This is a genomic window from Corynebacterium sp. HMSC036E10 (assembly GCF_001836265.1).
Taxonomy (GTDB): domain Bacteria; phylum Actinomycetota; class Actinomycetes; order Mycobacteriales; family Mycobacteriaceae; genus Corynebacterium; species Corynebacterium coyleae.
In genome coordinates, this window is record NZ_KV827977.1 from 186,679 (window position 1) to 210,361 (window position 23,683).

General features: G+C 58.5%; 22 protein-coding genes, 1 tRNA gene and 1 pseudogene. 2 read left to right on the plus strand and 22 right to left on the minus strand.

Translation table 11 applies throughout. The features are described 5' to 3' along the window. Nucleotides 1-148 precede the first annotated feature (148 nt). On the plus strand, nucleotides 149-1,099 hold the full coding sequence (locus HMPREF2736_RS04785) for a peptidylprolyl isomerase (protein ID WP_070423080.1): 951 nt from the start codon (nucleotides 149-151) through the stop codon (nucleotides 1,097-1,099). A 91-nt stretch (nucleotides 1,100-1,190) separates the two neighbouring features. Then, entirely contained in the window at nucleotides 1,191-1,454 is a 264-nt protein-coding gene (locus tag HMPREF2736_RS04790) for a hypothetical protein (protein WP_070423079.1), read from the plus strand. Between the two features lie 108 nt (nucleotides 1,455-1,562). On the opposite strand, the gene HMPREF2736_RS04795 is transcribed toward HMPREF2736_RS04790, so the two are convergent. From HMPREF2736_RS04795 to HMPREF2736_RS04900, 22 genes and pseudogenes are all read right to left on the minus strand, one after another. Beyond that, nucleotides 1,563-1,796 carry a serine hydrolase domain-containing protein gene (locus tag HMPREF2736_RS04795; RefSeq protein WP_070829009.1) on the minus strand — a complete coding sequence of 78 codons (234 nt, stop codon included), beginning with the start codon at nucleotides 1,794-1,796 and terminating at the stop codon, nucleotides 1,563-1,565. Between the two features lie 862 nt (nucleotides 1,797-2,658). Continuing rightward, on the minus strand, nucleotides 2,659-3,384 hold the full coding sequence (locus HMPREF2736_RS04800; protein ID WP_070829010.1) for a serine hydrolase domain-containing protein: 726 nt from the start codon (nucleotides 3,382-3,384) through the stop codon (nucleotides 2,659-2,661). A gap of 50 nt (nucleotides 3,385-3,434) precedes the next feature. Continuing rightward, the gene (locus tag HMPREF2736_RS04805) at nucleotides 3,435-5,711 is read right to left on the minus strand and encodes a RelA/SpoT family protein (protein ID WP_070570426.1); all 2,277 of its coding nucleotides are present in this window, start codon (nucleotides 5,709-5,711) and stop codon (nucleotides 3,435-3,437) included. Nucleotides 5,712-5,761: 50 nt separating this feature from the next. Further along, nucleotides 5,762-6,340, minus strand: coding sequence for an adenine phosphoribosyltransferase (locus HMPREF2736_RS04810; protein ID WP_070423077.1), 579 nt, complete (start codon nucleotides 6,338-6,340; stop codon nucleotides 5,762-5,764). A 60-nt stretch (nucleotides 6,341-6,400) separates the two neighbouring features. Next, on the minus strand, nucleotides 6,401-7,996 hold the full coding sequence (locus tag HMPREF2736_RS04815; RefSeq protein ID WP_246822053.1) for an ABC transporter substrate-binding protein: 1,596 nt from the start codon (nucleotides 7,994-7,996) through the stop codon (nucleotides 6,401-6,403). A gap of 33 nt (nucleotides 7,997-8,029) precedes the next feature. Further along, entirely contained in the window at nucleotides 8,030-9,193 is a 1,164-nt protein-coding gene (secF, locus tag HMPREF2736_RS04820; protein WP_371326412.1) for a protein translocase subunit SecF, read from the minus strand. After that, nucleotides 9,193-11,136 carry a protein translocase subunit SecD gene (gene secD / locus HMPREF2736_RS04825; RefSeq protein ID WP_070451336.1) on the minus strand — a complete coding sequence of 648 codons (1,944 nt, stop codon included), beginning with the start codon at nucleotides 11,134-11,136 and terminating at the stop codon, nucleotides 9,193-9,195. The genes secF and secD overlap by 1 nt, the downstream gene beginning before the upstream one ends. A gap of 155 nt (nucleotides 11,137-11,291) precedes the next feature. Then, the gene (gene yajC, locus HMPREF2736_RS04830; RefSeq protein WP_070451334.1) at nucleotides 11,292-11,582 is read right to left on the minus strand and encodes a preprotein translocase subunit YajC; all 291 of its coding nucleotides are present in this window, start codon (nucleotides 11,580-11,582) and stop codon (nucleotides 11,292-11,294) included. 33 nt (nucleotides 11,583-11,615) lie between these two features. Further along, on the minus strand, nucleotides 11,616-12,692 hold the full coding sequence (gene ruvB, locus HMPREF2736_RS04835; RefSeq protein ID WP_070423072.1) for a Holliday junction branch migration DNA helicase RuvB: 1,077 nt from the start codon (nucleotides 12,690-12,692) through the stop codon (nucleotides 11,616-11,618). 11 nt (nucleotides 12,693-12,703) lie between these two features. Continuing rightward, nucleotides 12,704-13,318, minus strand: a complete 615-nt coding sequence (gene ruvA / locus HMPREF2736_RS04840; RefSeq protein ID WP_070829013.1) for a Holliday junction branch migration protein RuvA — start codon at nucleotides 13,316-13,318, stop codon at nucleotides 12,704-12,706. Then, on the minus strand, nucleotides 13,315-13,866 hold the full coding sequence (gene ruvC, locus HMPREF2736_RS04845) for a crossover junction endodeoxyribonuclease RuvC (RefSeq protein WP_070451330.1): 552 nt from the start codon (nucleotides 13,864-13,866) through the stop codon (nucleotides 13,315-13,317). The genes ruvA and ruvC overlap by 4 nt, the downstream gene beginning before the upstream one ends. 94 nt (nucleotides 13,867-13,960) lie before the next feature. Then, a complete protein-coding gene (locus HMPREF2736_RS04850) occupies nucleotides 13,961-14,713 on the minus strand; it encodes a YebC/PmpR family DNA-binding transcriptional regulator (protein WP_070829014.1) in 753 nt (250 codons plus the stop codon). A gap of 70 nt (nucleotides 14,714-14,783) precedes the next feature. Continuing rightward, entirely contained in the window at nucleotides 14,784-15,146 is a 363-nt protein-coding gene (locus tag HMPREF2736_RS04855) for a hypothetical protein (RefSeq protein WP_246822054.1), read from the minus strand. A gap of 109 nt (nucleotides 15,147-15,255) precedes the next feature. Beyond that, nucleotides 15,256-16,326 (minus strand): annotated as a pseudogene (locus HMPREF2736_RS04860) (glycosyltransferase family 4 protein); the annotation flags it as partial. 3 nt (nucleotides 16,327-16,329) lie between these two features. Next, nucleotides 16,330-17,268, minus strand: coding sequence for a phosphatidylinositol mannoside acyltransferase (locus tag HMPREF2736_RS04865; RefSeq protein ID WP_070770963.1), 939 nt, complete (start codon nucleotides 17,266-17,268; stop codon nucleotides 16,330-16,332). Further along, nucleotides 17,269-17,904 carry a phosphatidylinositol phosphate synthase gene (gene pgsA, locus HMPREF2736_RS04870; protein ID WP_070570439.1) on the minus strand — a complete coding sequence of 212 codons (636 nt, stop codon included), beginning with the start codon at nucleotides 17,902-17,904 and terminating at the stop codon, nucleotides 17,269-17,271. Continuing rightward, nucleotides 17,897-18,553 carry an ATP adenylyltransferase gene (locus HMPREF2736_RS04875; protein ID WP_083284803.1) on the minus strand — a complete coding sequence of 219 codons (657 nt, stop codon included), beginning with the start codon at nucleotides 18,551-18,553 and terminating at the stop codon, nucleotides 17,897-17,899. Before HMPREF2736_RS04875 ends, pgsA begins: the two co-directional genes overlap by 8 nt. Continuing rightward, nucleotides 18,465-20,522 carry a threonine--tRNA ligase gene (gene thrS / locus HMPREF2736_RS04880; RefSeq protein ID WP_070829016.1) on the minus strand — a complete coding sequence of 686 codons (2,058 nt, stop codon included), beginning with the start codon at nucleotides 20,520-20,522 and terminating at the stop codon, nucleotides 18,465-18,467. Before thrS ends, HMPREF2736_RS04875 begins: the two co-directional genes overlap by 89 nt. Nucleotides 20,523-20,632: 110 nt before the next feature. Next, on the minus strand, nucleotides 20,633-21,868 hold the full coding sequence (locus HMPREF2736_RS04885) for a Dyp-type peroxidase (RefSeq protein WP_070816232.1): 1,236 nt from the start codon (nucleotides 21,866-21,868) through the stop codon (nucleotides 20,633-20,635). A 14-nt stretch (nucleotides 21,869-21,882) separates the two neighbouring features. Next, complete coding sequence (locus tag HMPREF2736_RS04890) at nucleotides 21,883-22,539, minus strand: copper chaperone PCu(A)C (protein WP_070484859.1); 657 nt, start codon at nucleotides 22,537-22,539, stop codon at nucleotides 21,883-21,885. Nucleotides 22,540-22,548: 9 nt separating this feature from the next. Next, nucleotides 22,549-23,148: a copper resistance CopC family protein gene (locus HMPREF2736_RS04895; protein ID WP_070423061.1), complete on the minus strand. Its 600-nt coding sequence runs from the start codon at nucleotides 23,146-23,148 to the stop codon at nucleotides 22,549-22,551. Nucleotides 23,149-23,332: 184 nt separating this feature from the next. Further along, nucleotides 23,333-23,404, minus strand: a tRNA-Val gene (locus tag HMPREF2736_RS04900). Nucleotides 23,405-23,683 lie beyond the last annotated feature (279 nt).

Below are 23,683 nucleotides of genomic sequence, written 5' to 3' on the forward strand. Positions count from 1 at the left end.
TCTCCCCTGTGCGGGCGCACTTGTCGCTGTGGTCTTTCCACCGCTGTTGCGATTAGCCCTGCTAGGCTTTTGCACCGTTCAATGCGCGCGTGCTTTTCGACGACATCACGCACGCGCTTTCCCCGATACTCGAAGAGGTGCATCGCCAGTGGCTAGCAACGAACAGCGTGGCAAAGAGGCCCTGTCCAATCTGGAACGGGAACTCGATTCCCGCGACCGCAAGGAAAAGTCCCGCCCGTGGTCTGTCGCAGCGCTTTCCGCCGTTGCCATCGCGCTGATTGGTGGCGGCATCTACGTCGCAGCCAACCAGGGCGACGAGGACAATCTAGCAACTGACGATACCTCCGCCGCTTCGGAGACTGACAACGCGGAACAGGAAGAATTCGACGCTTCCACCTTCGCGCCGATTGCTACGAAGCGCGAGAAGGCCTTGCCGGCTACCGTCTCGTGCACCTATGAAAACGAGGACGGCGCTGAGCTGCGCGCTGGCACCCCGCCGACCGAGAACGTGTCCACCGAAGGCACCGTCACCGTCGAGCTCGAGACCAACCAGGGTCCGATCGGCATGACGCTCGATCGCGCAGCTTCCCCGTGCACGGTCAACGCCATCGAGTACCTGACCTCCGAGGGATACTTCAACGACACGGTCTGCCACCGTCTGACCACTGCCGACGGGCTGAAGGTGCTGCAGTGTGGCGACCCGGATGGCACCGGTGCGGGTGGCCCTGGCTTCCAGTTCGCCAATGAGCTTCCCACTGACGAGGCACTCGACGGCATCGACACCGAAGGTCTCGACCTACCAGCCGATATGGATGAGGCAACCAAAAACCAAACCCTGCAGATGATGCTGCAAAACGAGCCTAAGCGCTATGACCGTGGCACGATCGCCATGGCTAACGCCGGCGCGGACACCAACGGCTCCCAGTTCTTCCTTAACTACGGCGACTCGGTCCTGCCGCCGCTGTACACCTACTTCGGCACGATTGACGACGAGGGCCTTGCCACCCTGGACAAGATCGCCGAAAAGGGCGTTGAAGGCGGCGGGACTGACGGCGCACCGGCCGAGGAAGTGCGTATCACCGCAGCAAGCGTGAAGTAGCACTCACATACATATCGCTATTGCACGCAACCCTCGCAGGCGATAGCATCCTGCAGAGATTCCGTTTCAAACCTTTTCAGTGAGGACCCTCATGAAGACTCGCACCAGCCTTGTTGCAGCCGCTACCGTCACCGCAGTCGCTTTCACCGGTGCAGGTGTGGCTCAGGCTGCGCCGACCGTCGTCGGCGATAACACCACCAACACCACTAACGACAATGGATCTTCGTCCAACGAAGAGGGCTCGTCCATGCGCGACATGAGCCCGTCCGAGATCCAGGATTGGCTCGCAGTTGTCACCGCGATCATCGGCATCCTGAGCCAGGTGGCTACGGTTGCCATGAAGTTCATGCGATAAAACGCGTCACTGCGAAAAGCGTCTCCGGTTTCTCGCCGGAGACGCTTTTCTGTTTCGTGGTCATTTCTCTCGCGCTGGGTCATGCAGGCCTATGAGTTCAAACGCAATCTATTCAATGTCTGCATACGAATCCGTCGTGACAAACGATGCACGCTGAGTGCTTAAGTCCAGCAGCAGCATCGAGGAGAATCCCCGCGTTGCACCGTTATGCCAGTACAGTTCGGTGCCCTTAATGTTCGCCCACGTAAATCGCGTACTGCGACGCTCAAGGATATGCATGGCGTACTTCGCCATGTCCGAGGTGGTCGAACGCAGGCCGCCGGCTGGAGCTGTGCCGTCCATCTGTTCAGAAGACAGAAATGGTAGCGGTGTGGTGAGTATTTGGTAGCGGCTGAGTGAGCATCCGGTAGCGGAGGCTCACCCGGGCTCGGCACCGTCGGCGAGCCGGTGAAGAATTCAGGGATGGTCGCGTTGTCAGGGGCGGGTTTGGTACCGGCGTCCTGAAGGCTCGGTACTGCCGCGTTCCAATTAGTTGGTACGTGGACAGCCGAACTGAGCCGACTGCACGGCCCCGGCTGTTAGGCATTAGTCGTTCGAGCAGCCCACTGAGGCGGCGCCGTTGCGCATGGTGATGACTTCTATACGGATTCGGTGGCCATTATGCTGCAGACGGCTCTCCGGCAGCGTTACTCGCAACTGCCTGCCTGCAACGGTTCAATGTGTCTTCGGCGCTTAGAACGCTCGGACCCCGGGCTGCCCAGAATGCCCACCACTGTTGTCGGCCTGGTGTCGAGACAGCGGTGCAGTCCGCGAGCAGGCTCCAGACGTCTACTTCTTATAACAGGTCACGCTGACACAACATCACCGAAGCAGGGTGCTTCCAGCATCAACTGTGAAAGAGATCTGCAGTACCGAGTACGTGGAGCAACGGTACCAACTACGTGGAATCGTGGTACCAACTACTCCGAATCGACAGGTATCAAGGATGAACTTGGGCCGCTCCTGAAGCGAGATGAAATGCAACCCGGCTTCGTTAGTGCCGATGAGTTGGGGCGGTCGGGGAGGCTTCCGCAGCATAGCTCCAATTTCAAATGCGGACTTCATCTGGAACGTCCCGCACCCTAATGAAGCGGATACAGGAACCATCATCACCCCATGCAATTTGAGCTGCTACCGGATGCTTCACTGAAGCGCTACCGGATAGTCACGACACTGCTACCAAATAGCCGGTCGCAACAGTCCATCTCCCAAGCTTGAACAGGTAGACCGAGTGCGGAGACCCCCTGGGTCTATCCGGTCCGACTGTTCCAGGCAAAGCGACGTAAGTCTCCGTCATCCCCAACGGGTCGAGCACCCACATTTTGATCAACGTCGGGTAGGTCGTGGTGGAAACCCTGGCCAGTAGAAACCCGAGCAAGTCGTGGCCAAGATTAGAGTATTCCTCCACGCCACGCTCTCGCAGTGTCGCTGACAGTGCCTGCTCGATGACATCCTCGGATGTGACTCCTACGTCAGGATTCAAGCCGAGAAGTGCTCGTGCAATGTTTCGCAGTCGTTGCTTGCCGGTTCGTGGCAAGCCCGAGGTGTGGTTCGCCAATTCAGCCAGCTTCACATCTGCTAATGCGTTACCTCGCACACGCTGCCCAAGCACATCTCCGACCGTTGTATCGGTGTCAACCAACCCCTTGGTAATGGCTTGCTCGAGCAGCTCGGCATTGAACGTCTTGGTTATCGAGGCAATCTCGAACTCGGTGTGCTCATCCGCCCCGAGCCCAGCAAAGTTGGCCTTTCCGTCTTCAACAAGGCAAGACGCAACATTGCGAAGAGGATAACTATCCGCACTCGCCCGTGTTGCCAATGAGGAGAGTAGCCGCGCAAGAGACGCATCCCCTGTCAGCTCTTGTGCAAGGGTGACCCGTTTGAACCGCATCGCAACCTTCCTATCAACGCAACGTTGAACAGGTCTCGAACGAGCTTAGGTTACGCAGTCACTCTGTAGACGTCGAACACACCTTCAATGTTGCGAATCTGGTTCATGATCGAGCCGAGTTGTTTGATGTCTGACACCTCAATGGTCAGTCGGATCGTCGCCACTCGGTCCTCCCCTGCTTGAGACGACATCGCGAGGATTGGGAGTTTCGCCTCGGAGAGCACCCCGGTGGTCTCGGTAAGCAGACCATTGCGGTCGAGTGCTTCCAGCTGAATCGTCGCGCGTGACGCACTCTTGGTGCCACCGGGGGCGGACCATGACACGTCGACGAGACGCTCTGGCTCGTCGTTAAGTTTGGTCGCGTTCGTGCAGTCAGTCCGGTGCACGGAAACTCCCCCACCACGGGTGACAAACCCGAAGATGGCATCGCCGGGGACGGGTTGGCAGCATTTCGCCAACTTCGCCATCACATCCGGGCTGCCCTCAACCAGGATCGCAGGGCCGTCGCCGGTTGTTTGCGGGCGAACAAGTGCAGAAACAGGGGTACGCGCTGTGAGGGCGTCTACGGCGTCATCGTCGCCGCCGAACATGTCCATGAGCAAGTGCGCGACGTGCGCTGCAGACACTGTTCCCGCGCCGATAGCCGTATACAGCGCATCAACGTCCTGGTAGTGCAAACGCGTTGCTACCTGGCGCATCGACTCGTTGGTAAACAGCCTGTGCAACGGCAGCCCGCCACGCTGCACCTCAGCAGCCAGGGCATCGCGACCCGCGTCGAGCTGCTCCTCGCGACGTTCCTTGGCAAACCACTGTCGAATCTTCGCCTTCGCGCGCGGGGAGACAACAAAGTCCTGCCAATCGCGCGTTGGCCCAGCGTTTTGATCCTTTGAAGTGAAAATCTCTACCCTGTCGCCGGACTTCAGCTCGGTTTCTAGGGTGACCAACTTGCCGTTAACCTTCGCACCAATGCAGCGGTGGCCAACTTCAGTGTGCACGGCGTAGGCGAAATCGACCGGAGTAGAGCCTGCCGGCAAATCCACTACATCGCCCTTCGGAGTGAACGCGAAAATCTGCTGGCTTGTCAGGTCGTAACGCAACGAGTCCAAAAACTCATTCGGGTCCGCGGCTTCCTTCTGCCAGTCAAGCAACTGACGCATCCACGCCATCTGGTCGACCTCGGCCTGATCGCCCTTGTGGGAGCCCTTCGTCTCTTTGTAACGCCAGTGGGCAGCCACACCGTATTCGGCGTTGTAGTGCATCTCGTGTGTACGCACCTGCACTTCAAGGGGGCGACCGGTCGTCGTCATCACCGTCGTATGCAGCGACTGGTAGACACCGAAACGCGGGTTGGAAATGTAGTCCTTGAACCTGCCCGGCATCGGCGAATACAGCGAGTGGACCACACCAACAGCGGCGTAGCAGTCATACACCGTATCCACCAGAACACGGATACCGACCAGATCGAAGATCTCCGCGAAGTCGTGACCGCGCACAGCCATCTTCTGATAGATCGACCAGTAGTGCTTCGGACGGCCCATGACCTCAGCCTGGATGCCATTCGTGCTCAGCTCGCGCTGCAGATCGGTAGTGATCTCGCGCAGGGCACGGTCGCGTGACGGAGCGTGATCCGCCACAAGACGCACAATTTCCTCGTACTTCTTCGGCTGCAAAATAGCGAACGCGAGATCTTCTAGCTCCCACTTCACCGTCGCCATACCCAAGCGGTGCGCCAACGGTGCGATGACGTCGAGCGTCTCCTGCGCCTTCTTCGCCTGCTTCTCCGGCGGCAAGAAACGCATTGTGCGCATGTTGTGCAATCGGTCCGCGACCTTAATCACCAGTACGCGAGGATCCTCGGACATAGCAACGATCATTTTGCGGATCGTTTCCGCTTCTGCGGCGGCGCCGAGCGCGACCTTGTCCAGTTTGGTCACGCCATTGACAAGTTTGGCCACTTCAGGGCCAAAATCACGGGTGAGCTCATCAAGTGAGTAGTCGGTGTCCTCTACCGTGTCATGGAGCAGAGCCGCCACCAGCGTGGTGGTATCCATACCAATCTCGGCACAAATCGTTGCGACGGCGAGCGGGTGGGTGATGTAGGGATCACCTGACTTGCGGAACACACCCTCGTGCAACCGCTCTGCCGTTTCGTATGCAAATCCAAGCTGCTCTACGTCAGCCTTCGGGTGATACTTGTGGTGAATCGACAACAGCGGATCGAGCACTGGGTTCGTTCGCGGACGCCCACCTCCCGTAAGAGAGCGGGCCAACCTGGCGGAGACACTGCGCACGGTCGGGCCCGACCGTTTGACTGGTTTATCTGTCATGTCAGGACTCCTCCACTGTCAGCAGGTACTAAGTCTGTGATACTACCCGGCTAGTTTTCTTCTTTCCCCAAAACCACAAGCGGAGCGCCGTCGAGTCGCTCGCGCCCTCCAAGTCCCGGGACTTCCAAGACGACGACGTAGCCGGCAACTCGCCCGCCGGCGCGCTCAATCAAGTCGCGCGCCGCGATCAACGTCCCGCCGGTAGCCAGGACGTCGTCGACAAGCACAATGCTCTTGCCAGAGATATCCACCCCATTAGCGGGGATCTCCAGCGCAGCGGAGCTGTACTCCGTGGTGTACTCCTGGGTAATCACCGGTGGCGGCAACTTGCCCTTCTTGCGAATCGCAAGGATGCCGGTGCCCATCTCGTACGCCACAGCGGAGCCGAGCAAAAACCCTCGGGCATCAAGACCGCCGACGAGATCGGCGCCGAGCTCCTTGCTCGCCTCGGCCATCTCTGCAATGACCACGTTGAGCGCGGCTGGGTCGGCAAGCACCGGAGTCAGGTCCTCGAACAGCACTCCCGGCTCCGGAAAATCCGGAACGCGGCGAATCTTGTCCTGCAGTGCCTCAAGAGCGGAAGCGTAAGGCTGACCGCCATGCGGGCTGATCGACGGGGTGGGCGACATGATTTCGGATCGTCTCCTGGTCAGGTTTATCGGGTTTTTAGGGTCGGGAATTAAGTTTGGTCAGTTGGACCATCTGTCCATGTTCCAGCCAATGCCGGAAAGTCCTGTATACGGCACCACGTTGCGCACTGCATTATCGACGACAAAGGTTCGGGGTTGTGCGGCCAGCGGAATCGATGGCAGCGTCTTCCACAGATGCCCCTCCTGGGCACGCAACGCCCCCAGATCCTGGGCGCGATTGTTGGCCGCTGGGTACTCGCTCATCGGGTCAACGACTCGCAAGATAGCGTCGGCTTCGCCGTCATGCACGGATTCGTTGCGCCACTCGTCGTACTCCACGTGAGGCAGGTCAGCGAGCGTCTTCCCCTCGCCTGTGACGTCGATGATCGTAATTCCTGCTGGCTCGCAGGTGCGGCGCATCGATTCCACCATCGCGGCCCAACGGTCGTCCGGATACACGTAACCGATACGCAACGTGGAACCCCGAAGTGCGGAAGCTTCCTGGATATTCACGTCCAAAAGCGGAGCAGCGATATCTGCCATACGCTGAGCCAACGGATCGGTGTGCTGAATGACATGCAACGGTGCAACTGGCACTTCAACCCCGGCCTTCTCACTTGAAGCGGCGGCAACAGCGCGAGGATCGATGCAACGTGCAAGTGCCTTCCGGTTCTCCGGATCCGCCCAAAAACCAACCTCCGGCAGGGTCAACATCTCGGTGAGCTCACCGATGGCCGTTTTCACATCCAATCGATTGCCTTCTGCGTCCTCGTCGTACCACTGTGGTTGCAACTGCCGCAGGTCGCCGATCTTCATCGCCTTGGATGCTGCTAGCTCCGCAGAATCTACGGAACCAGGCCACACCACCATTGCTGCTGTCTGCGGAGCGTCCCCGTAGTAATGCTCATTAGCGACGAGCCGAACCTGGCCCTTCTCTCCTACCTCCGCAACCTTGAACGGGCCAAACGAGACTTGGAGTTCAGGATCGAACTCTTTGAGGTCAAACCCGTGGCGCCACACCTGCGCGATTGGTTTGAGTCGCTCCAGATCATCCGAGAGTAGATCAGCGACGAGGTCCTCGACAGATCGATTGGTCTTTGCAGCAACAGCATGTGCGGGAAGGACCGTGCCTGGTTCAAAAAGGCCACGCCAGCGTGCACCACGGCCTTCCTTGAAGGTCACAGTGAACTCTTTCGATCCGGGTGTGCACGACAGCGAGTCCGTGTCGCCGAACAAAGGCATATTCGAACCGAACGTCGCCGGGTATTGCCCGGCAGTAAACGTCAAAAGATAGTCAGCGCAGGTGACGGGAGTGCCGTCCGAAAACACCGCCGCTTCCGACAAGGTGTAAATCACCTTGCGCTGATCCCCCGGAAGCACCTGAGTTTTTACAAGGTCAGTGTTGGGGATCAACTGTCCGCTTGGACCAGGAACATACACCCCGGGGTACAGGCGACCGGACAACGATTGCGCTAAGTCTGTCGATCCTTCGAGGGACCCAGCGTTTGTGGTGCGCAGATTGCTTGTTACCTGGTAACCGAAAAGTTTCGTGGACTCATCATCGTCGTTGTCTGAAGATGCGCACCCGGAAAGCACCAGCGCCGTTGCGGCCAACACAGCCGCAACCTTGCTGCCAATCACCATTTTCGGTCTCATGAGTCCACGCACCACTAGGTTTCAGCCGCTTTCTTACGCGTTCGGACGCCAGGTGCTTGTCGAAGATGCACCCGTGTCTTCCACAGGTCGAATCGGAGTAGCCACGTGGCGCTTCTTCTCTTCGACCGGTTCCTCTTCAACTCCTTCGACCTGGCCACGGCTACGGAATGCCTCAACCGCAGCATTGTGGTCCTTGTGCTCCTGACGGCGGTTTACCAGGCTGACCAACATCGGGGTGGCCAAGAACAACGAGGAGATCACGCCTTGAATGACGCCAATGAGCTGGATGAGCGCAAGGTCCTTCAAAGTACCCACACCCAGCATCCATACCGCGACAATCATCAGTGCGATGATCGGCAGCGCAGAAATAACCGAGGTGGAAATCGAACGCATTACGGTCTGGTTGACCGCGAGGTTGGCCTCTTCCGCGTAGGTGGATCGTCGAGAATCAAGCACTCCCGACGTGTTCTCCTTGACCTTGTCAAACACAATCACTGTGTCGTAAAGCGAGAACGTCAACACAGTCAGGAAACCGATGATCATCGCTGGGGTGATCTCAAGGGCGAACAATGCGTAGATACCCATGATAAGGATGGCATCAACCAACAGCGCCCCCATGGCAGCCAGCGCCATTGCGCGCTGCAAACGCACCGCGACGTACACCGACGCTGCCAAAAGGAACACGACCATAGCCAGGAGCATGCGGTTCGTAATCGTGGAACCCCACGACTCCGACACGGTGGAGTCACCGATAGCGTCAGCGCTCGGCTCACCGTTGTGATCCTGTGGGTGGTAGGTATCGAAAATAGCCTGACGCGCGGCATCGATCTGCTCCTGCGAGAGGTGGGCAGAGTTGATCTCCAGCGTGCGGGCGTCGCCAGCGCCAACGATCTGGGTGAGCTCAGGTGTCACACCGGTGGCCTCGACGAAGGTTTCCTCGACCTCGGTCGCGACCAAATCGCCGGCAGGCATCGTCAGCTTGGTGCCGCCCTCGAAGTCGATACCCATGTTGAAGCCACGAATGAACATCGCCAGGATCGCGACCACCATAAGTCCGAGGGTGATGCTGTACCAGGTCTTGCGGTGCCCAACGAAGTCGAGGCCGCCGGAGCCGTCATACAGCGATTCACGGTCGCGACGTGCAAAGCCGCGCTTCGTCGTGGGGGTTTCGGTCGTAGCTACAGTGCTCGACATGATTAGGCCTCCTCATTCGCGGCGGATGCTTCCACGGAAGCTTGTTGCTTGACGACGACGCCGTCGCCCTCCTCAAGATCACCTGCAGCGCGGCGTTCTTCTGCGGTGCGGAACGCGGCACCCATACCGTTGACAGACGGCTTCGACCAGAAATTGCTGCGAGATGCGAGCACCAGAAGCGGCGCAGTGACCAGGAAGGTGACCAACAGGTCGAAGATGGTTGTCAGACCCATGGTGAAGGCGAAGCCCTTGACATCGCCAACTGCCAGGAAGTAGATGATGACCGCACCAATCAGAGTCACCATGTTGCCTGTGATGACCGTCTCCTTGGCCCGTTCCCAACCGGACGCGGTCGCCGAACGGAATGTCTTGCCGTGGCGTACCTGGTCCTTGATGCGCTCATAAATCACGATGAACGAGTCTGCGGTCGTACCGATACCGATGACCAGACCAGCGATGCCCGACAGGTCGAGCGAGTATCCAATCCAGCGACCGAGCAACACGAGCATGCCGTAGACAAGCAAACCCGCTGCTGCCAGGGTGACCAACGAGATGAAGCCGAAGAGGCGGTAGTAGGCGAAAACGAAGATCGCCACCATGGCAAGACCCACCAGCCCCGCATACAGGCCAGCCTTCAAGGAGGCCTGACCGAGTGAAGGGGGAACCGTCATCGCAGTTCCGCCTGGCTCACCGTTTTCACCGGCGAACGACAGCGGCAGTGCTCCGTAGCGCAGGTTGTTTGCGAGCCCCTCAGCTTCCTCTTGAGTGAACTGACCCGTGATCGAGGTTGCGGAGCCGACTGGGGTTGCGCCCTGGATAACTGGCGCGGAGATCACCTGGGAGTCAAGTGTGATTGCAATCTGCTTCTGCAGCATCTCACTGGTGAGTTTCGCCCAGGTAGCGGAACCGTTGACATCACCAGCCTGGCTGAAGGCGAAGCTGATCTCCATCTGTCCCGACTGCGGGTTGTATCCGCCGGTAATCGCGCGGCTGGTATCAATCTGCTCGCCGGTCAGGCGGGGCCCTTCCGGATCTGTTACACCGCTCAGCAGGGGGACCTCGTCAAGCAACATCGCCTGACCGGTCGACGGGTCACAAGCGACTAGCGGAAGATCTTGCTTATCCGAGCCAGCGAGCGGGTCGGTTGCCTGGCCGAAGCAGCGTGCGGACATCAACGTCAACGCAGCGTACTGCTGAGTCGGGTCAGTCGACTGGCGGGTCTTCCGCAGCATTTCGGTTGTTTCCTGGCGGCGCTCAGCGGCCTCAACCGGGCCGTTCGGTTCCGGCAGTGGTTCAGCGGAAATCTGTGGGACGTTCTTCGGCTCTGCTGGCGCTTCTTCCTCGCTTGGCGCGACGTCCTTGCCAACCTCTGGGTTGTTTGCATCGCCTGACTCAGCAGCTTTGGCCTGCTCCTCGGCTTGTTTCTCAGCCTGCTCCTTGCGAGCCGCGAACTGTTTCAGCAGTGACTGGCCCTCTTCGGGCGTGAAGATGCCGTACTTTACCCACTCGTTTGCCATATCCGAGATGGCTTTATCTGCTTCAGCCGGGTTTGCAGCCGGAGGGTCAAGCACAGGTCGGAAGAACAGCTGGGAGGTCTGTCCGATGTTACGGATCTCCGAGGTATCGTCACCGGCTGCTTCGATCACGATGGTGTTGCCATCGACGACGACCGATGCACCCGAGACGCCCATGCCGTTGACACGGTTCTCCAGAATCCGACGAGCATCCTGGAGCTGTTCTGACGTAGGCTCTTCACCCTGCGGCACCAGTGTCACACGAGTACCGCCCTGCAAGTCAATACCTAGCTTCGGGGTAGCACTCTTCGTGCCGGTAAAAAATACAAGGGCGTAGACGCCGATGACGATGAGAGCGAATAGGGCAAGCGCCTTCGCGGGCCACTGCCGCTTCGACTTCGCCTCGCCGGATCGCCGAGTGCGTGTAGACACTGAGCAGACTCCTCTTTGTTCAGGCTCGGGTTTTCCGCCTTACACCGGCGCACACGCCGATCCAGCAGCATCTTTCAAGGTGCGGTGGACACAAACAATCGCGCGAGCCGGTGATGGCACAACGCAAATATGCTACGCCATCAGGCCAGAAAAACTTAGTTGGGTACCTCATTTGTGTCGACAGGTGCCACAGGCTCAATCTTGCGCATCACACCAGCCGTATCCATCGTCACGGCTACACCCGGGGCAAGCTCCACAAGCATGGTCTCGCCATTGTGCTCCACGACCGTGGCGTGGAAGCCTGCAACGTTGACAATCTGGTCGCCAGGCTGAATCGACTGACGCAGTTGTTCAATCTGAGCCTGACGCTTCTTCTGGCCACGCATCATGAGGATGGAAGGCAGCAAGAACAAGGCCAGAATGACAATGAGCAAAATTGGTTCCATGAGAAACCATCATTGCACAACACAATCGTGGGCTTAGTAGAGCGGCATCTGCCCAGGCGCTTCGGGAGGTGCCTGCAAACCCAAGTGCTCCCACGCGGCGGCGGTAGCAACCCTCCCCCGGCCTGTTCGCGACATCAGTCCCGCGCGCACCAGATAAGGCTCACAGACCTCTTCGATGGTGCCGGATTCCTCGCCAACCGCGATCGCAAGGGTCCCTACACCTACCGGTCCACCGCCATGCCCCCTGATCAAGGCGCCAAGCACAGCACGGTCGAGGCGATCTAGCCCTAGCTCGTCGACATCGAACACTTCGAGCGCACTTCGTGCGGCATCCAGGTTTACCCTGCCGTCGCCATGGACCTCAGCCCAGTCGCGCACTCGACGCAGGAGTCGGTTCGCAATTCGCGGGGTTCCACGTGAACGCGAGGCGATCTCAACCGCAGCGTCAGTATCAATCTGCACCCCAAGGATGTTCGCTGCACGGCTGACAACCTTGGTGAGGTCGTCGACATCGTAAAACTCCATTTGAGCTGTAAACCCAAAGCGGTCACGCAACGGGCCGGTGAGCATACCTGCCCTCGTGGTTGCCCCGACAAGGGTAAACGGAGGAATCTCTAGCGGAATCGATGTCGCGCCCGGGCCCTTGCCAACAATGACGTCGATACGGAAATCCTCCATGGCCATATAGAGCATTTCCTCAGCCGGCCGTGCGATGCGGTGAATCTCATCGATGAAGAGCACATCGCCCTCCATCAAGTTAGACAACATCGCCGCCAAGTCGCCTGCCCGTTCAAGAGCAGGCCCGGAGGTCATGCGCAACGACGTGCCTAATTCCTGTGCGACGATCATTGCCATTGTGGTCTTGCCCAGTCCAGGCGGACCAGACAGCAAGATATGATCCGGCGTCACACCACGATTTCGGGCGCCCGTAAGCACAAGACTGAGTTGTTCTCGTACCTTGGGTTGGCCGATGAATTCCTGAATGGACTTCGGACGCAACGAACGCTCAATATCGTGTTCGTCGGCCTGCACGTTGGCGTCGACAGGCGACGGTGCTTTCGCTGAAAAACCTTCAGGGAGCTGGAACTCGGTCTTTTCCACATCAGACATTGCGCTTTAGCCTACTTCTTGCCTAAATGCGTCAGCGCTTGACGCAACAACGCAGAAGCGTCGAGATCCGGCTGGTCTGTTGTCAGCTGATCTACGACCGACTGTGCCGTACGCTCTGGGAATCCGAGTCCGACCAGCGCTTCCACAACCTGTTCCGAGGCGTAAGTGGTGGCTGGCTTTGCTGCTGTACCAGCCGCCGCACCGTTTGGTAACTGCGCCGGCAACATCGCTTCAACTTTGTCCTTGAGCTCGAGGATCATGCGCTCGGCCATTTTCTTGCCCACGCCGGGGATCGTTTGAACCTTCTTCGCGTCACCGTTTGCAATATGCGTCGAAAGCTCGCCAGGCTCAAAAACAGACAACGCGGCAATAGCCAACTTCGGACCCAAGCCAGTCACGGTCTGCAACTTATGGAACATCTCGCGCGATTCATTGTCGCCAAAGCCATACAAGGTGACGCCGTCGTCTTTGACCACCATCGAGGTCATCACTCGACGCGTTTCACCACGCACAAGACCGCCAAGCGTTTGCGGTGTAGCAAGAAACCTATAGCCCACCCCAGAACACTCAATGACCGCATGGTCGAGACCAATAGTGAGCACCTCACCGTTGAGAGAATCAATCATTGCACTGCCGCCTTCGTATTGGGGTGTTGAAGTTGTTGGAGATGTTGCGTTCGAGCGATAAGTGGCGCGCGCCAGCAGTGACAGACTGCAATGGCCAGCGCATCAGCAGCATCTGCTGGTTTCGGCGCCTCACTCAAACCAAGAATGCGCGTGACCATAGTGGTCATTTGCTTCTTGTCCGCACGCCCGTTGCCAGATATTGCTTTCTTTACCTCTGAAGGGGTGTACATGTGCACCGGGATGTCACGCTCCGCAGCGGCTAAGACCATGACACCGACAGCGTGCGCTGTGTGCATCACCGTGGAGACGTTGCCACGTTCAAAGATACGTTCCATAGCAACAACATCGGGCTGGTAATCATCCATCCACTCGCCCACCGCCCGAGAGATTCTGAGCAGGCGCTCCGCAAGCTCCGCTGTTGAGGGAGTTCGCACGACGCCAACTGCTACGGGAATGATCTGGCGGCCGCGACCTGCCTGCACAACAGACAAGCCACAACGCGTCAGACCGGGATCAATTCCCATCACCCGTAGTCCTTCGAGGTTCACGCAACCACTCCTTCGCTCATGACACATATGTTCTACCACAACGTGCGAAAAAGGCGCGCCTCTCAAAGAGGGCGCGCCGGTTCACGACGAAGTGTTATGCGTCGAGCTGCGCTGCAACCTCGTCAGAGATCGTCATATTGGTGTAGACATTCTGAACGTCGTCGGAATCTTCCAACGCGTCGATCAGGCGCATCATCTTCTGTGCGCCCTCGAGATCCAGATCGACCTGAACGTCGGCGCGGAATTCCTGGCCAGCGTCTTCAATCTCGATGCTTTCACCGATCAGGGCCTCACGCACTGCAGGCAGGTCAGTCGGCTTGCAGGTAATTTCGAACTCCTCACCGAGGTCGTTGACTTCCTCAGCGCCAGCGTCGAGCACTGCCATCAGCACGTCATCTTCGGAGAGGTCACCCTTCTTGATCGTGACCACACCGGTGCGCTCAAACATGTAACTGACAGAGCCGGACTCGCCCAGGTTGCCACCGTTCTTGGTCATGGCGGTACGTACCTCGGTTGCGGCACGGTTGCGGTTGTCGGTCAAGCACTCAATCAACACAGCAACACCGTTGTTGCCGTAGCCCTCGTACATGACAGTTTCCCAGTCGGATCCGCCGGCTTCCTCGCCGGAGCCACGCTTGCGAGCGCGCTCGATATTGTCGTTGGGGACCGAGGCCTTCTTCGCCTTGCGGATCATGTCATCGAGGGTCGGGTTAGCAGCGGGGTCACCGCCGCCTGTGCGGGCGGCGACCTCGATATCCTTGATCATCTTCGCCCAGAGCTTGGAACGCTTTGCATCGTTCGCCGCTTTTTTGTGCTTGGTCGTTGCCCACTTTGAGTGGCCTGCCATCGAGCACCCCTTCATTCCTCTGTTGACGGTTAACAGAGCGCAAGTATACGCCAGCTGCACAAATACGCTGTTACTGGCCGTCGGTGGCAAACTGCGGCACTACCGCAGTACCGCCAAGACGGAAAAACCGCACCATAGGTCGCAACTGCAGCGCCAACGTATCCGCAACCGCATCGTTATAGAACCGCCGGGCGAGTTCTACTCGGGTATGTGCATCACGGAGTTCAGCCGGTACGTCGCCACCGCTTTGCGACGACTCCCTGACCACCTGCATCAGATCCCCCTCAGCGCCAAGACGCAGCCGAAGATCCTTCGAGCTGAACCGAAGCGCCTCCGTTTCGTGAGCCTGCTTCGCGAGCTCCGGAAACAGCGCCGCAACTACAGCGCAGCGGCGGTCAAGAGCAGCCTGCAGCGCATCACGGGACCTATCCAAACGAATATGCAATCGGTGAAGTCGCTGCGCAGTGTGAAACGCCCAGGCAGCCACAATGACAACGCAGATCAGCGCGACGACGAGAAGCACGACACCAAATGTCACCCTCAATCCTCACCTTCTCGTTGTAGGAAACAGCCTCATACACAGCGCAAATACGGTTCGCCACCACTGACCAGTCGAATCCCCTGGCCCGACGTGCGCCTCGGTTAATCAAGTCATTGCGGTAAGTGGCGTCGTCGATAAGCAGCTGCAACTGCTGCGCCAAAGCATCGGGATCCCCCGGCGGGAAGAATGCCGCAGCGTCAGAGCCAACGGCGGCAAAAGCAGGGATATCGCTGGCTACCACGGCACACCCCGCCGCCATTGCTTCGACCAGAATGATGCCAAACGACTCGCCGCCGAGGTTCGGGGCAACAAAAATGTCGGCGCGGCCGAGAATCTCGACCTTTTCATCCTCCGTAACCTTCCCAGCGAAACGCACCCCGTCCATTTCGCGTGCAGCACCTCCGCCCATCACCGTCACCTGAGGAAGGCGCGGAAGACGCTCCAGTGCAGCCAAAAACACATCGAGGCCTTTACGTGGCTCGTCGAGTCGCCCAAGGAACACAACCTCCACGTCTGAAGAGTCATTGCGCACACCACGAGCCCGCGCGAAGCGTCGCGTGTCAACTCCGTTCGGAATGATCACAGGGTCAGTGCCAATCTGTTCTGCCTGCCACTGCCATGCCAACTCGCTCACTGCGATTCCGGCACGAATCTTCTCCAAGTTCGCTCGCAACGCAGGCAGTGCTACTTTCAGCGCGTAGGAGCTCTCCGCAGAGGTGTGATAGGTAGCCACGATCGGACCCGCGGCTATTCGGTTCGCAACCATGGCGTAGCCCGGCGAATTTGGCTCGTGGATATGCAGCACGTCGAAATCGCCGAGTTCGATGAATCGCCTGGTCGTCCTCACTACTCGCGGGCCAAACGACAAGCGCGCCACAGAACCGTTGTAAGGAATCGGAACCGCTGGCCCGCCCCGAGTTACCCACTCGGGCAACGGTGTATCGGCAGATGCAGGGCCGAGGACTTCACTGTGATGTCCCATTTCCCGCAACCGCTCCGCCAAGTCAAGGACATGCGCTTGAACCCCACCAGGTTCATCAAAAGAATAGGAGCAGACTAGCCCAACCCGCATCGGCTAGGTCTCCCTTGAGATGTCTGAACGGTTGTCGAGCGCCCAGCGCCTCCCGCGAACCGGGACATCGACAGGCCACAACGGCTGCAGCATGTGCCAATCCTGCGGGTGGTGGGCAATCGCGACAGCGAACTCGTCTGCAATTGCCTGCACCGTTCGCTCAAGCGTGGTTACTTTCAGCGCAGGTGCAACGCTCATCCCCCAGCGAGGATCCGTCTGCGAACCTGCAAACCACGTATGCACTGTGTGAAGGCTCGCGCCTGTCTCCAATGCCAACTTTGCTGGCCCTACAGGAAAAGTCGTATCCTCGCCGAAAAATGTCACTGGCACGCCTCGACGCCCAAGGTCGCGCTCGCCCATCAAACACACGATGCCCCCGCCTTGGAGGACCTCTTTGAGCCTTGCATAGGGAGGAGTTTTCTCCCCGGTGAGGGCAAGTACTTCGAAACCCAGGCTTTCGCGATACTCCACGAACGCATCAAACAGCTTCTCAGGCCTGAGCCGCTCAGCAACCGTTGTAAACGTTCCATAGTGCTTTGCAAGCCACATTCCCGCCATATCCCAATTCCCGGAATGCGGCAGAGTCAGTACGACCCCGTTGCCAGCATCGATCGACTCCTGCAAATACTCCCTACCAACCAGACCTGCAGTGAGTCGCTCATCCAAGTTTGGATCATCCGCAATGCGAGGCAGTTGGAAAGCTTCGAGCCAATATCTTGCGTAGGAACGCATGCTGTCACGCACCAGCTCCTTGGTGACGTTTTCTGCACCGACGACGCGTGTGAGATTGCGGCGCAGCATGTCCATTCCGGCGCCGTCGTTTGATACCCAATCCGCACCAGCAGCAGCTAACGGACGCGTGAGGCACTCCGGAAGCGCCCCGACGATCTTCCACCCGGCGATGTAACCCGCCGAAGACACACGCTTTCCAATGCCGCTCATCTACGCCCCTGCTGGTGGCGCCATCTTCGCGTTCGCCTGATCGTCTCGCGCGGCGAAGACCAGCCGCTGCACCACGGTAAACAACGACCCTGCTAACAGAATCCAAATTGACACCACGACAGCGTTGGGCACCCCAAACCCCTCGAGCGCTAGCCCGCCCAAAGCAAGGATCAAACGCTCTGGCCGTTCAATGAGGCCGCCGACGACGCTGATGCCGCCGGCTTCAGCGCGCGCCTTGATGTAGCTGATCGCCTGCGAGAGGACCAACACAGCTAGGCAGGCTGCAACATGGGCCGCAGACAAGTCCGCAACGTAGACCATCCACATAGCGATCGACCCAAACAGGGCGCCGTCCGTGAGACGGTCACAACTGGCGTCTAGTGTTGCGCCGAAAGCCGTCCCACCACCACGTAATCGCGCCATGGTGCCGTCCACCATGTCACACGCTGCAAAAATCGTGCTCAACACCGCTGCCCACACGAGATGATCCGTCGGGATGAGAACCATCATCGCCAGCATCGTGGCAATCGTGCCGGCAAGGGTGATCATGTTCGGCGTGACGCCGGCTTTCAACAAGCCCTTCGCCACCGGTTCCACGACAACAGCTGCCGGTTTACGCCCATGCACACTAAGCATCGTGGCTTCTCCCCTCGCCCTGTTCGACCTCGCGCCACCCCTGCGCCAGCAGCTCGCGAGTCTCTCGCAGGAGCTGCGGCAGAACCTTGGTTCCGGAAAGCACAGTCATAAAATTCGAGTCGCCGGACCAACGCGGAACCACATGCAGATGCAGGTGATCTCCAACCGACCCTCCGGACGCTTTGCCCAGGTTCAAACCGACGTTAATCGCCTCTGGGTTCGACACATGCTTCAGCGTCTTTACCGCATGCTTGGCAAACGCCATCAGTTCGGTTGTTTCTTCGTCGTCAAGCGCCTCAAGCTCCGCGACCTTGCGATACGGCACAACCATGAGATGTCCGGCGTTGTACGGATACAGGTTCAACACCGCGTATACACGCGTGCCACGGGCAATAATCAATCCGTCTTCGTCGCTGAGTTTCGGTATCTCTAGAAACGGGTCATTGCTTTTCGACGATCTCGGCGCCGACGCAATGTAACTCGACCGGTAGGGCGCCCACAGACGTACAAGACGGTCAGGAGCCCCTACACCGGTATCGATGTAGGGGTCCTCGCCATGATTACTGCCGCTGGGCTGCAACGTTTGCCTCACTCGGCTGATCGTTACGTTTCGCCGCGATCCAGTCCGCGATGATCTCCACTGCCTCATCGACATTCACGCCGTTGATCTGCGTGCCATCAAGGAAGCGGAAGCTCACAGCGTTGGCATCAACGTCACGCTCACCCGCAAGCAGCATGAACGGGATCTTGTTCGTGGTGTGCGTACGGATCTTCTTCTGCATGCGGTCGTCCGAGTGGTCAACCTCTGCACGAATACCGCGCTCGCGCAGCTTTGCGACGACCCCATCAAGGTGGTCGGCAAACGCATCAGCAACCGGAATACCCACAACCTGGTGTGGCGCCAGCCATGCCGGGAACGCACCCGCGTAGTGCTCGAGCAGCACGCCGAAGAAACGCTCGATCGAGCCGAAGAGTGCACGGTGGATCATCACCGGACGCTTCTTCGAACCGTCAGAGGCGGTGTAGGTCAGGTCAAAGCGCTCAGGAAGGTTGAAGTCCAACTGGACGGTCGACATCTGCCAGGTGCGACCGATGGCGTCGCGTGCCTGCACCGAAATCTTCGGGCCATAGAAAGCGGCGCCGGCAGGGTCCGGAACCAGCTCAAGGCCAGACTTCTTCGCCACCGACTCGAGAATGCTCGTGGAACGCTCCCAGATGTCGTCGTCGCCAATGTATTTCTTCGGGTCCTTCGTGGACAGTTCGAGGTAGAAGTCATCCAGACCGTAGTCCTGCAGCAGCGAGATGATGAACTCCAGAACGCTGGTGAGCTCTTCTTCCAGCTGCTCCTCAGTGCAGTAGATGTGAGCATCATCCTGGGTAAAGCCACGAGCACGAGTCAGACCGTGCACCACACCAGACTTTTCGTAGCGGTACACCGTGCCGAACTCGAACAAACGCAGCGGAAGTTCGCGGTAGGAACGACCACGAGAGTCGAAGATCAGGTTGTGCATCGGGCAGTTCATCGGCTTGGCGTAGTAGTCCACCGGCTGCTTAGTCACGTTGCCGTCAGTGTCAACCTCACCGTCGAGCTTCATCGGCGGGAACATGCCGTCCGCGTACCAATCCAGGTGACCAGACTTCGTGAAAAGGTCACCCTTGGTCACGTGCGGGGTGTTGACGAAGGAGTAGCCGGCTGCCACGTGACGCTCACGCGAGTGCTGCTCCATGGTCATACGCACGATGCCACCGTCCGGGTGGAATACCGGAAGACCAGAACCGACCTCGTCTGGGAAGGAGAACAAATCCAGCTCATTGCCAAGACGGCGGTGATCGCGCTTCTCAGCCTCCTCGAGCATGGTCATGTACTCGTCGAGCTTTTCCTTCGACTCCCACGCAGTGCCGTAGACACGCTGCAGACCAGCATTGTCCTGGTCGCCTCGCCAGTAGGCAGCGGACGAACGGGTCAGTGCGAATGCCGGGATGTACTTCGTCGTTGGCACGTGCGGGCCACGGCACAGGTCATGCCACTCCACCTCGCCCGTGCGGGGATTGACGTTGTCGTAGTGGGTCAGCTCGCCTGCACCGATTTCAGTAGCTTCGTCAGAATCTGGGTCGACGTTGCCCTTGTCGTTGATCAGTTCGAGCTTGTACGGCTCATCCTTGAGATCCTCGGCTGCTTCCTCCACGGATGCGTAGACACCGCGGACAAACTTCTGGCCTTGCTTGATGATCTTCTTCATACGCCGTTCAAGCGTCTTCAGATCTTCAGGCGTAAACGGCTCGGCGACATCAAAGTCGTAGTAAAAGCCGTCTTCAATCGCAGGGCCAATGCCCAGCTTGGTTCCCGGGAACTCCGCCTGAACAGCCTGTGCAAGTACGTGCGCACAGGAGTGGCGGATAACCGAGCGACCAAGCTCAGTGTTTGCCGGGACAGGAGTGAACGTGGCGGTTTGCTCCGGCACGTGGGAAAGATCTTTGAGTTCGCCCTCTGCATCCAAGACGCAAACGACGGCGTCGTCGCCCTTGTTTGGCAAGTTCAACTCCCGCATCGCTGCACCCACGGCGGTGCCTGCGGGGACCTCGAACGTTGCAAACTCGACTACTGCTTCGTTTGACATAGGTGTCGTGCGCTCCTTTGCGCGTCATTGGGCTGCGTCATACCTGGACGCAACCCCATCGTGCTGTTCACTGTCCCGACGGCGCAGACGCACGCCGGTCGATAGGGATTCTACCCCCGAGTGCCGGAAAGTACGGCTTCGCCCCAGTACGTATCACCGGAGTTACCACTACCCGGCTCCACAGTGCCCGGTGGCACCCAGTACACCGCGGAACCAATGTGAGTCGTCCATTCGTTAAGGCGATCCATCTCCAGCAGACGGCGAAGCACCGGCGTGAACTGGATATCCGGGTCCTTCTGGAAAGTCAGAAAGACCAAGCCTGCATTTGAGAGACCTTTCGAGTTCGGGTCCGGCGGAAGGTTGTAGTTGTACGGTCTGCGTAAGAAACGCTGCTCCGGATGGTCCTTCGGCGGCATTGCTCGCGCCATGTGCGAGTTCCTGTCAATGACGGGCAGACCGTATTCATCAATTGCATCGAGATCTGGTTTGTCGAATTCGCTGTCGCCAGTGAGCGGGGCACCGTCGCTCAACCTGCGGCCGACAGACTCCTCGCGTGAAGCCCGGTCGAGCCGCTCCCAATCGTCGAGATCCATCGCGATCCGGCGCACTACCAGTGAGGAAGAGCCATCCTCGTGAAACACCTGCTCCGCGAATTCATCGTCCGAATGTGGGTTGACGGTTCCATCGACTTGACCGAAGAGGTTGCGCGGGGTTTGGCCTTTCGGAATATTGCCGTAGGCGTTCATGAACCCTTGCTGCACCCACGCAGTTTTTACGTAGTCCATCCCTGCGCGGGTCATGTGGCGCATTACCCATGCACACACCATCGGGTCATCCGAGCAGATCTGGAGAACGATATCGGTTTGTCCCCACTCTGGAACGAGTTTCTCCCGTGGCATCGGCTCAATGTCGTGCAGCCACGCCGGCTTACTTTTGGGGGCGGCGACGTCAAAGATTCGCTCGCCCAAGCCGCATGTGATTGTGAGGTTTGCTGGCCTGTCTACCATTTCTGGCTCAAGGCTTGACAAAGGGTTGCGGCCGGAGACGAGCTCTCGCGCATCTTCCGTCCACAACCGCATTAGACGGCGGATTCCATCGGCCTCCACGCCGTCTTTGAGGTTGAACCCAACGAGGTTGAGATTCGCTTGTGTAGTCGTTTGGATGCCTGCCTGATGAGCGCCATCGAATGCGATAGTTGATTCGGTAAGTGCCCGTGATGCAGTTTCGCGATCATCCTCACCGCTACACGCAACGAGCGCCATGCTTGATGACGCAACCCCCGCCACCCCAGCCGCACCGGCCAGAAACACCCGGCGGGAAACTCCGCCACGCTGTGGCTTAACCATTGAATTCGCTCCTCCTAGTGCTTGTGCTCAGCGGTTTCGCTGTGCTCGGCGTGTTCGCCATGCGCTGCATCGTCGCCGTGCTTGTGCTGGCTGTGGTCCATGACCTGGCCATCCTCGCCGTAGTCCTCATCGCCCGGCAGCATGGTACGGACGGCTACTTCCGGAATATCAATGGTGGTGCCACCCTCAGTCAGCAGCGTGACATCAACGGTGTCTCCAGCAGGAATCTCGTCCGGGTAGCCCATCACCATGAAGTGGTCACCGCCCGGCTTCAGCTCGTAAGTGCCACCGGCCGGAATGACGATGCCCCCCTCCTTCTCCTGCATGACGCCATCCACAACCTCGTGGATTTCGTACATGGCTTCACCCAGCGAGGTAGTGAAGCCAATCACGTGGATGTCTTCATCCGTGCCATTTTTCAAGGTGCCAAAGATCGCCGTCATATCACTGCCATTTTCTGCGTCCTTGGCAGCCTTTGCACGCACAGTGCCATCGACGAGTTCAACGTCCGAGGTGGCGGCAGCATCCGTGGCAGTCTCACTTGCCGACGTTGCAGCGGACGAGGTAGCTGTGTCGGTTGCCGCCTCATTAGAGTCGCTAGAGCAGGCGGTCAGCGCCGGGGTCAAAGCGAAAGCAGCGACAACTGCCGTGGCCATCAAACGATTCTTCATCATGTTTCCTTACTGCGCGCCTTTGCGCACGTCATCAGTTATGGTCTTGCTCTTCTTCGAACGATTCGTCACGGCCAACACCGCGATGACCGCAAGCACGATGGTGCCAAGGGCAAGCAGCCAGAGAGCAGAAACGCTTGAGTTTTCATTCGTTTCTGCAGCGTTAGTAGCGGTCGAATCCTGTTGCGATTGCGAGCCAGCGCCATCTGGCTGATAGCTAAACGAGGTCATGCCCTTAGTTGCGTGTCCGTCGGACGAGACGATTTGGAAGCCAACTTTGTAGTCTCCGGCCTCCGGCTGCAGATCTGGCGGAAGGTCGAGTGTGACGTTTCGGCCCTCAATTACCGGTTCGCCGGTGAACAGCACATCCGTGCTTCCATTCTCCGTACGTGAGATGGCGACGGTATTGAAACCTTCCTTGGGCTCGCCAGAAAACTCCAGCTCGATCCGCTCAGGAAAGTCCTGCACCACAGACTTGTTTTCGGGGTTGGATCCGATAACAACGTCATGCGCGACCGCGGGAGCCGAGGTAACCAGAGCAGTTGCCAACGCCGCGGCAGCAATACCGCCCACTCGTGCAACTTGCCTGCAATGTGCAGGTTTGGGCATTTCGTCTCCTTGTTCAAACTATTGAGTGCGTAATTTTCGCACTCGAAATGAGTAGTCGCCTAAAACGGCCGAATAGTTCCCACACTGGCACAAAACCCCCAATATTGGCAGCTAGGAATCGCAGACCCCAGCCTGACTGCCTGAAGAAAAAGAAAAACCGTCAGTTTCCTGACGGTTTGCGTTGTGGTCCTAGCTGGGATCGAACCAGCGACCTTTCCGGTGTGAACGGAACGCTCTTCCACTGAGCCATAGGACCGAACGAGTTGCTAGATTACACGGATGGAGCGCCACGGACGAATCCGCAGGCCACAACCACTTTCCCCCCAAGAGAGCCTTCCCCTGCCTAGTTTGACACCTTGAATCGCGTGCGGCTCCCGAGAATTACATCGCTGAAACCTCATTAACCAACCCGCACCAAGTGCCGTGAACTGCCGATTTGGATACAAGCGGTGAATGAGGATAAGGTTTGTTCTCGCAATCAGCGCGGTAAGCGCGGAGAGCATGCGGATGTAGCGCAGTTGGTAGCGCATCACCT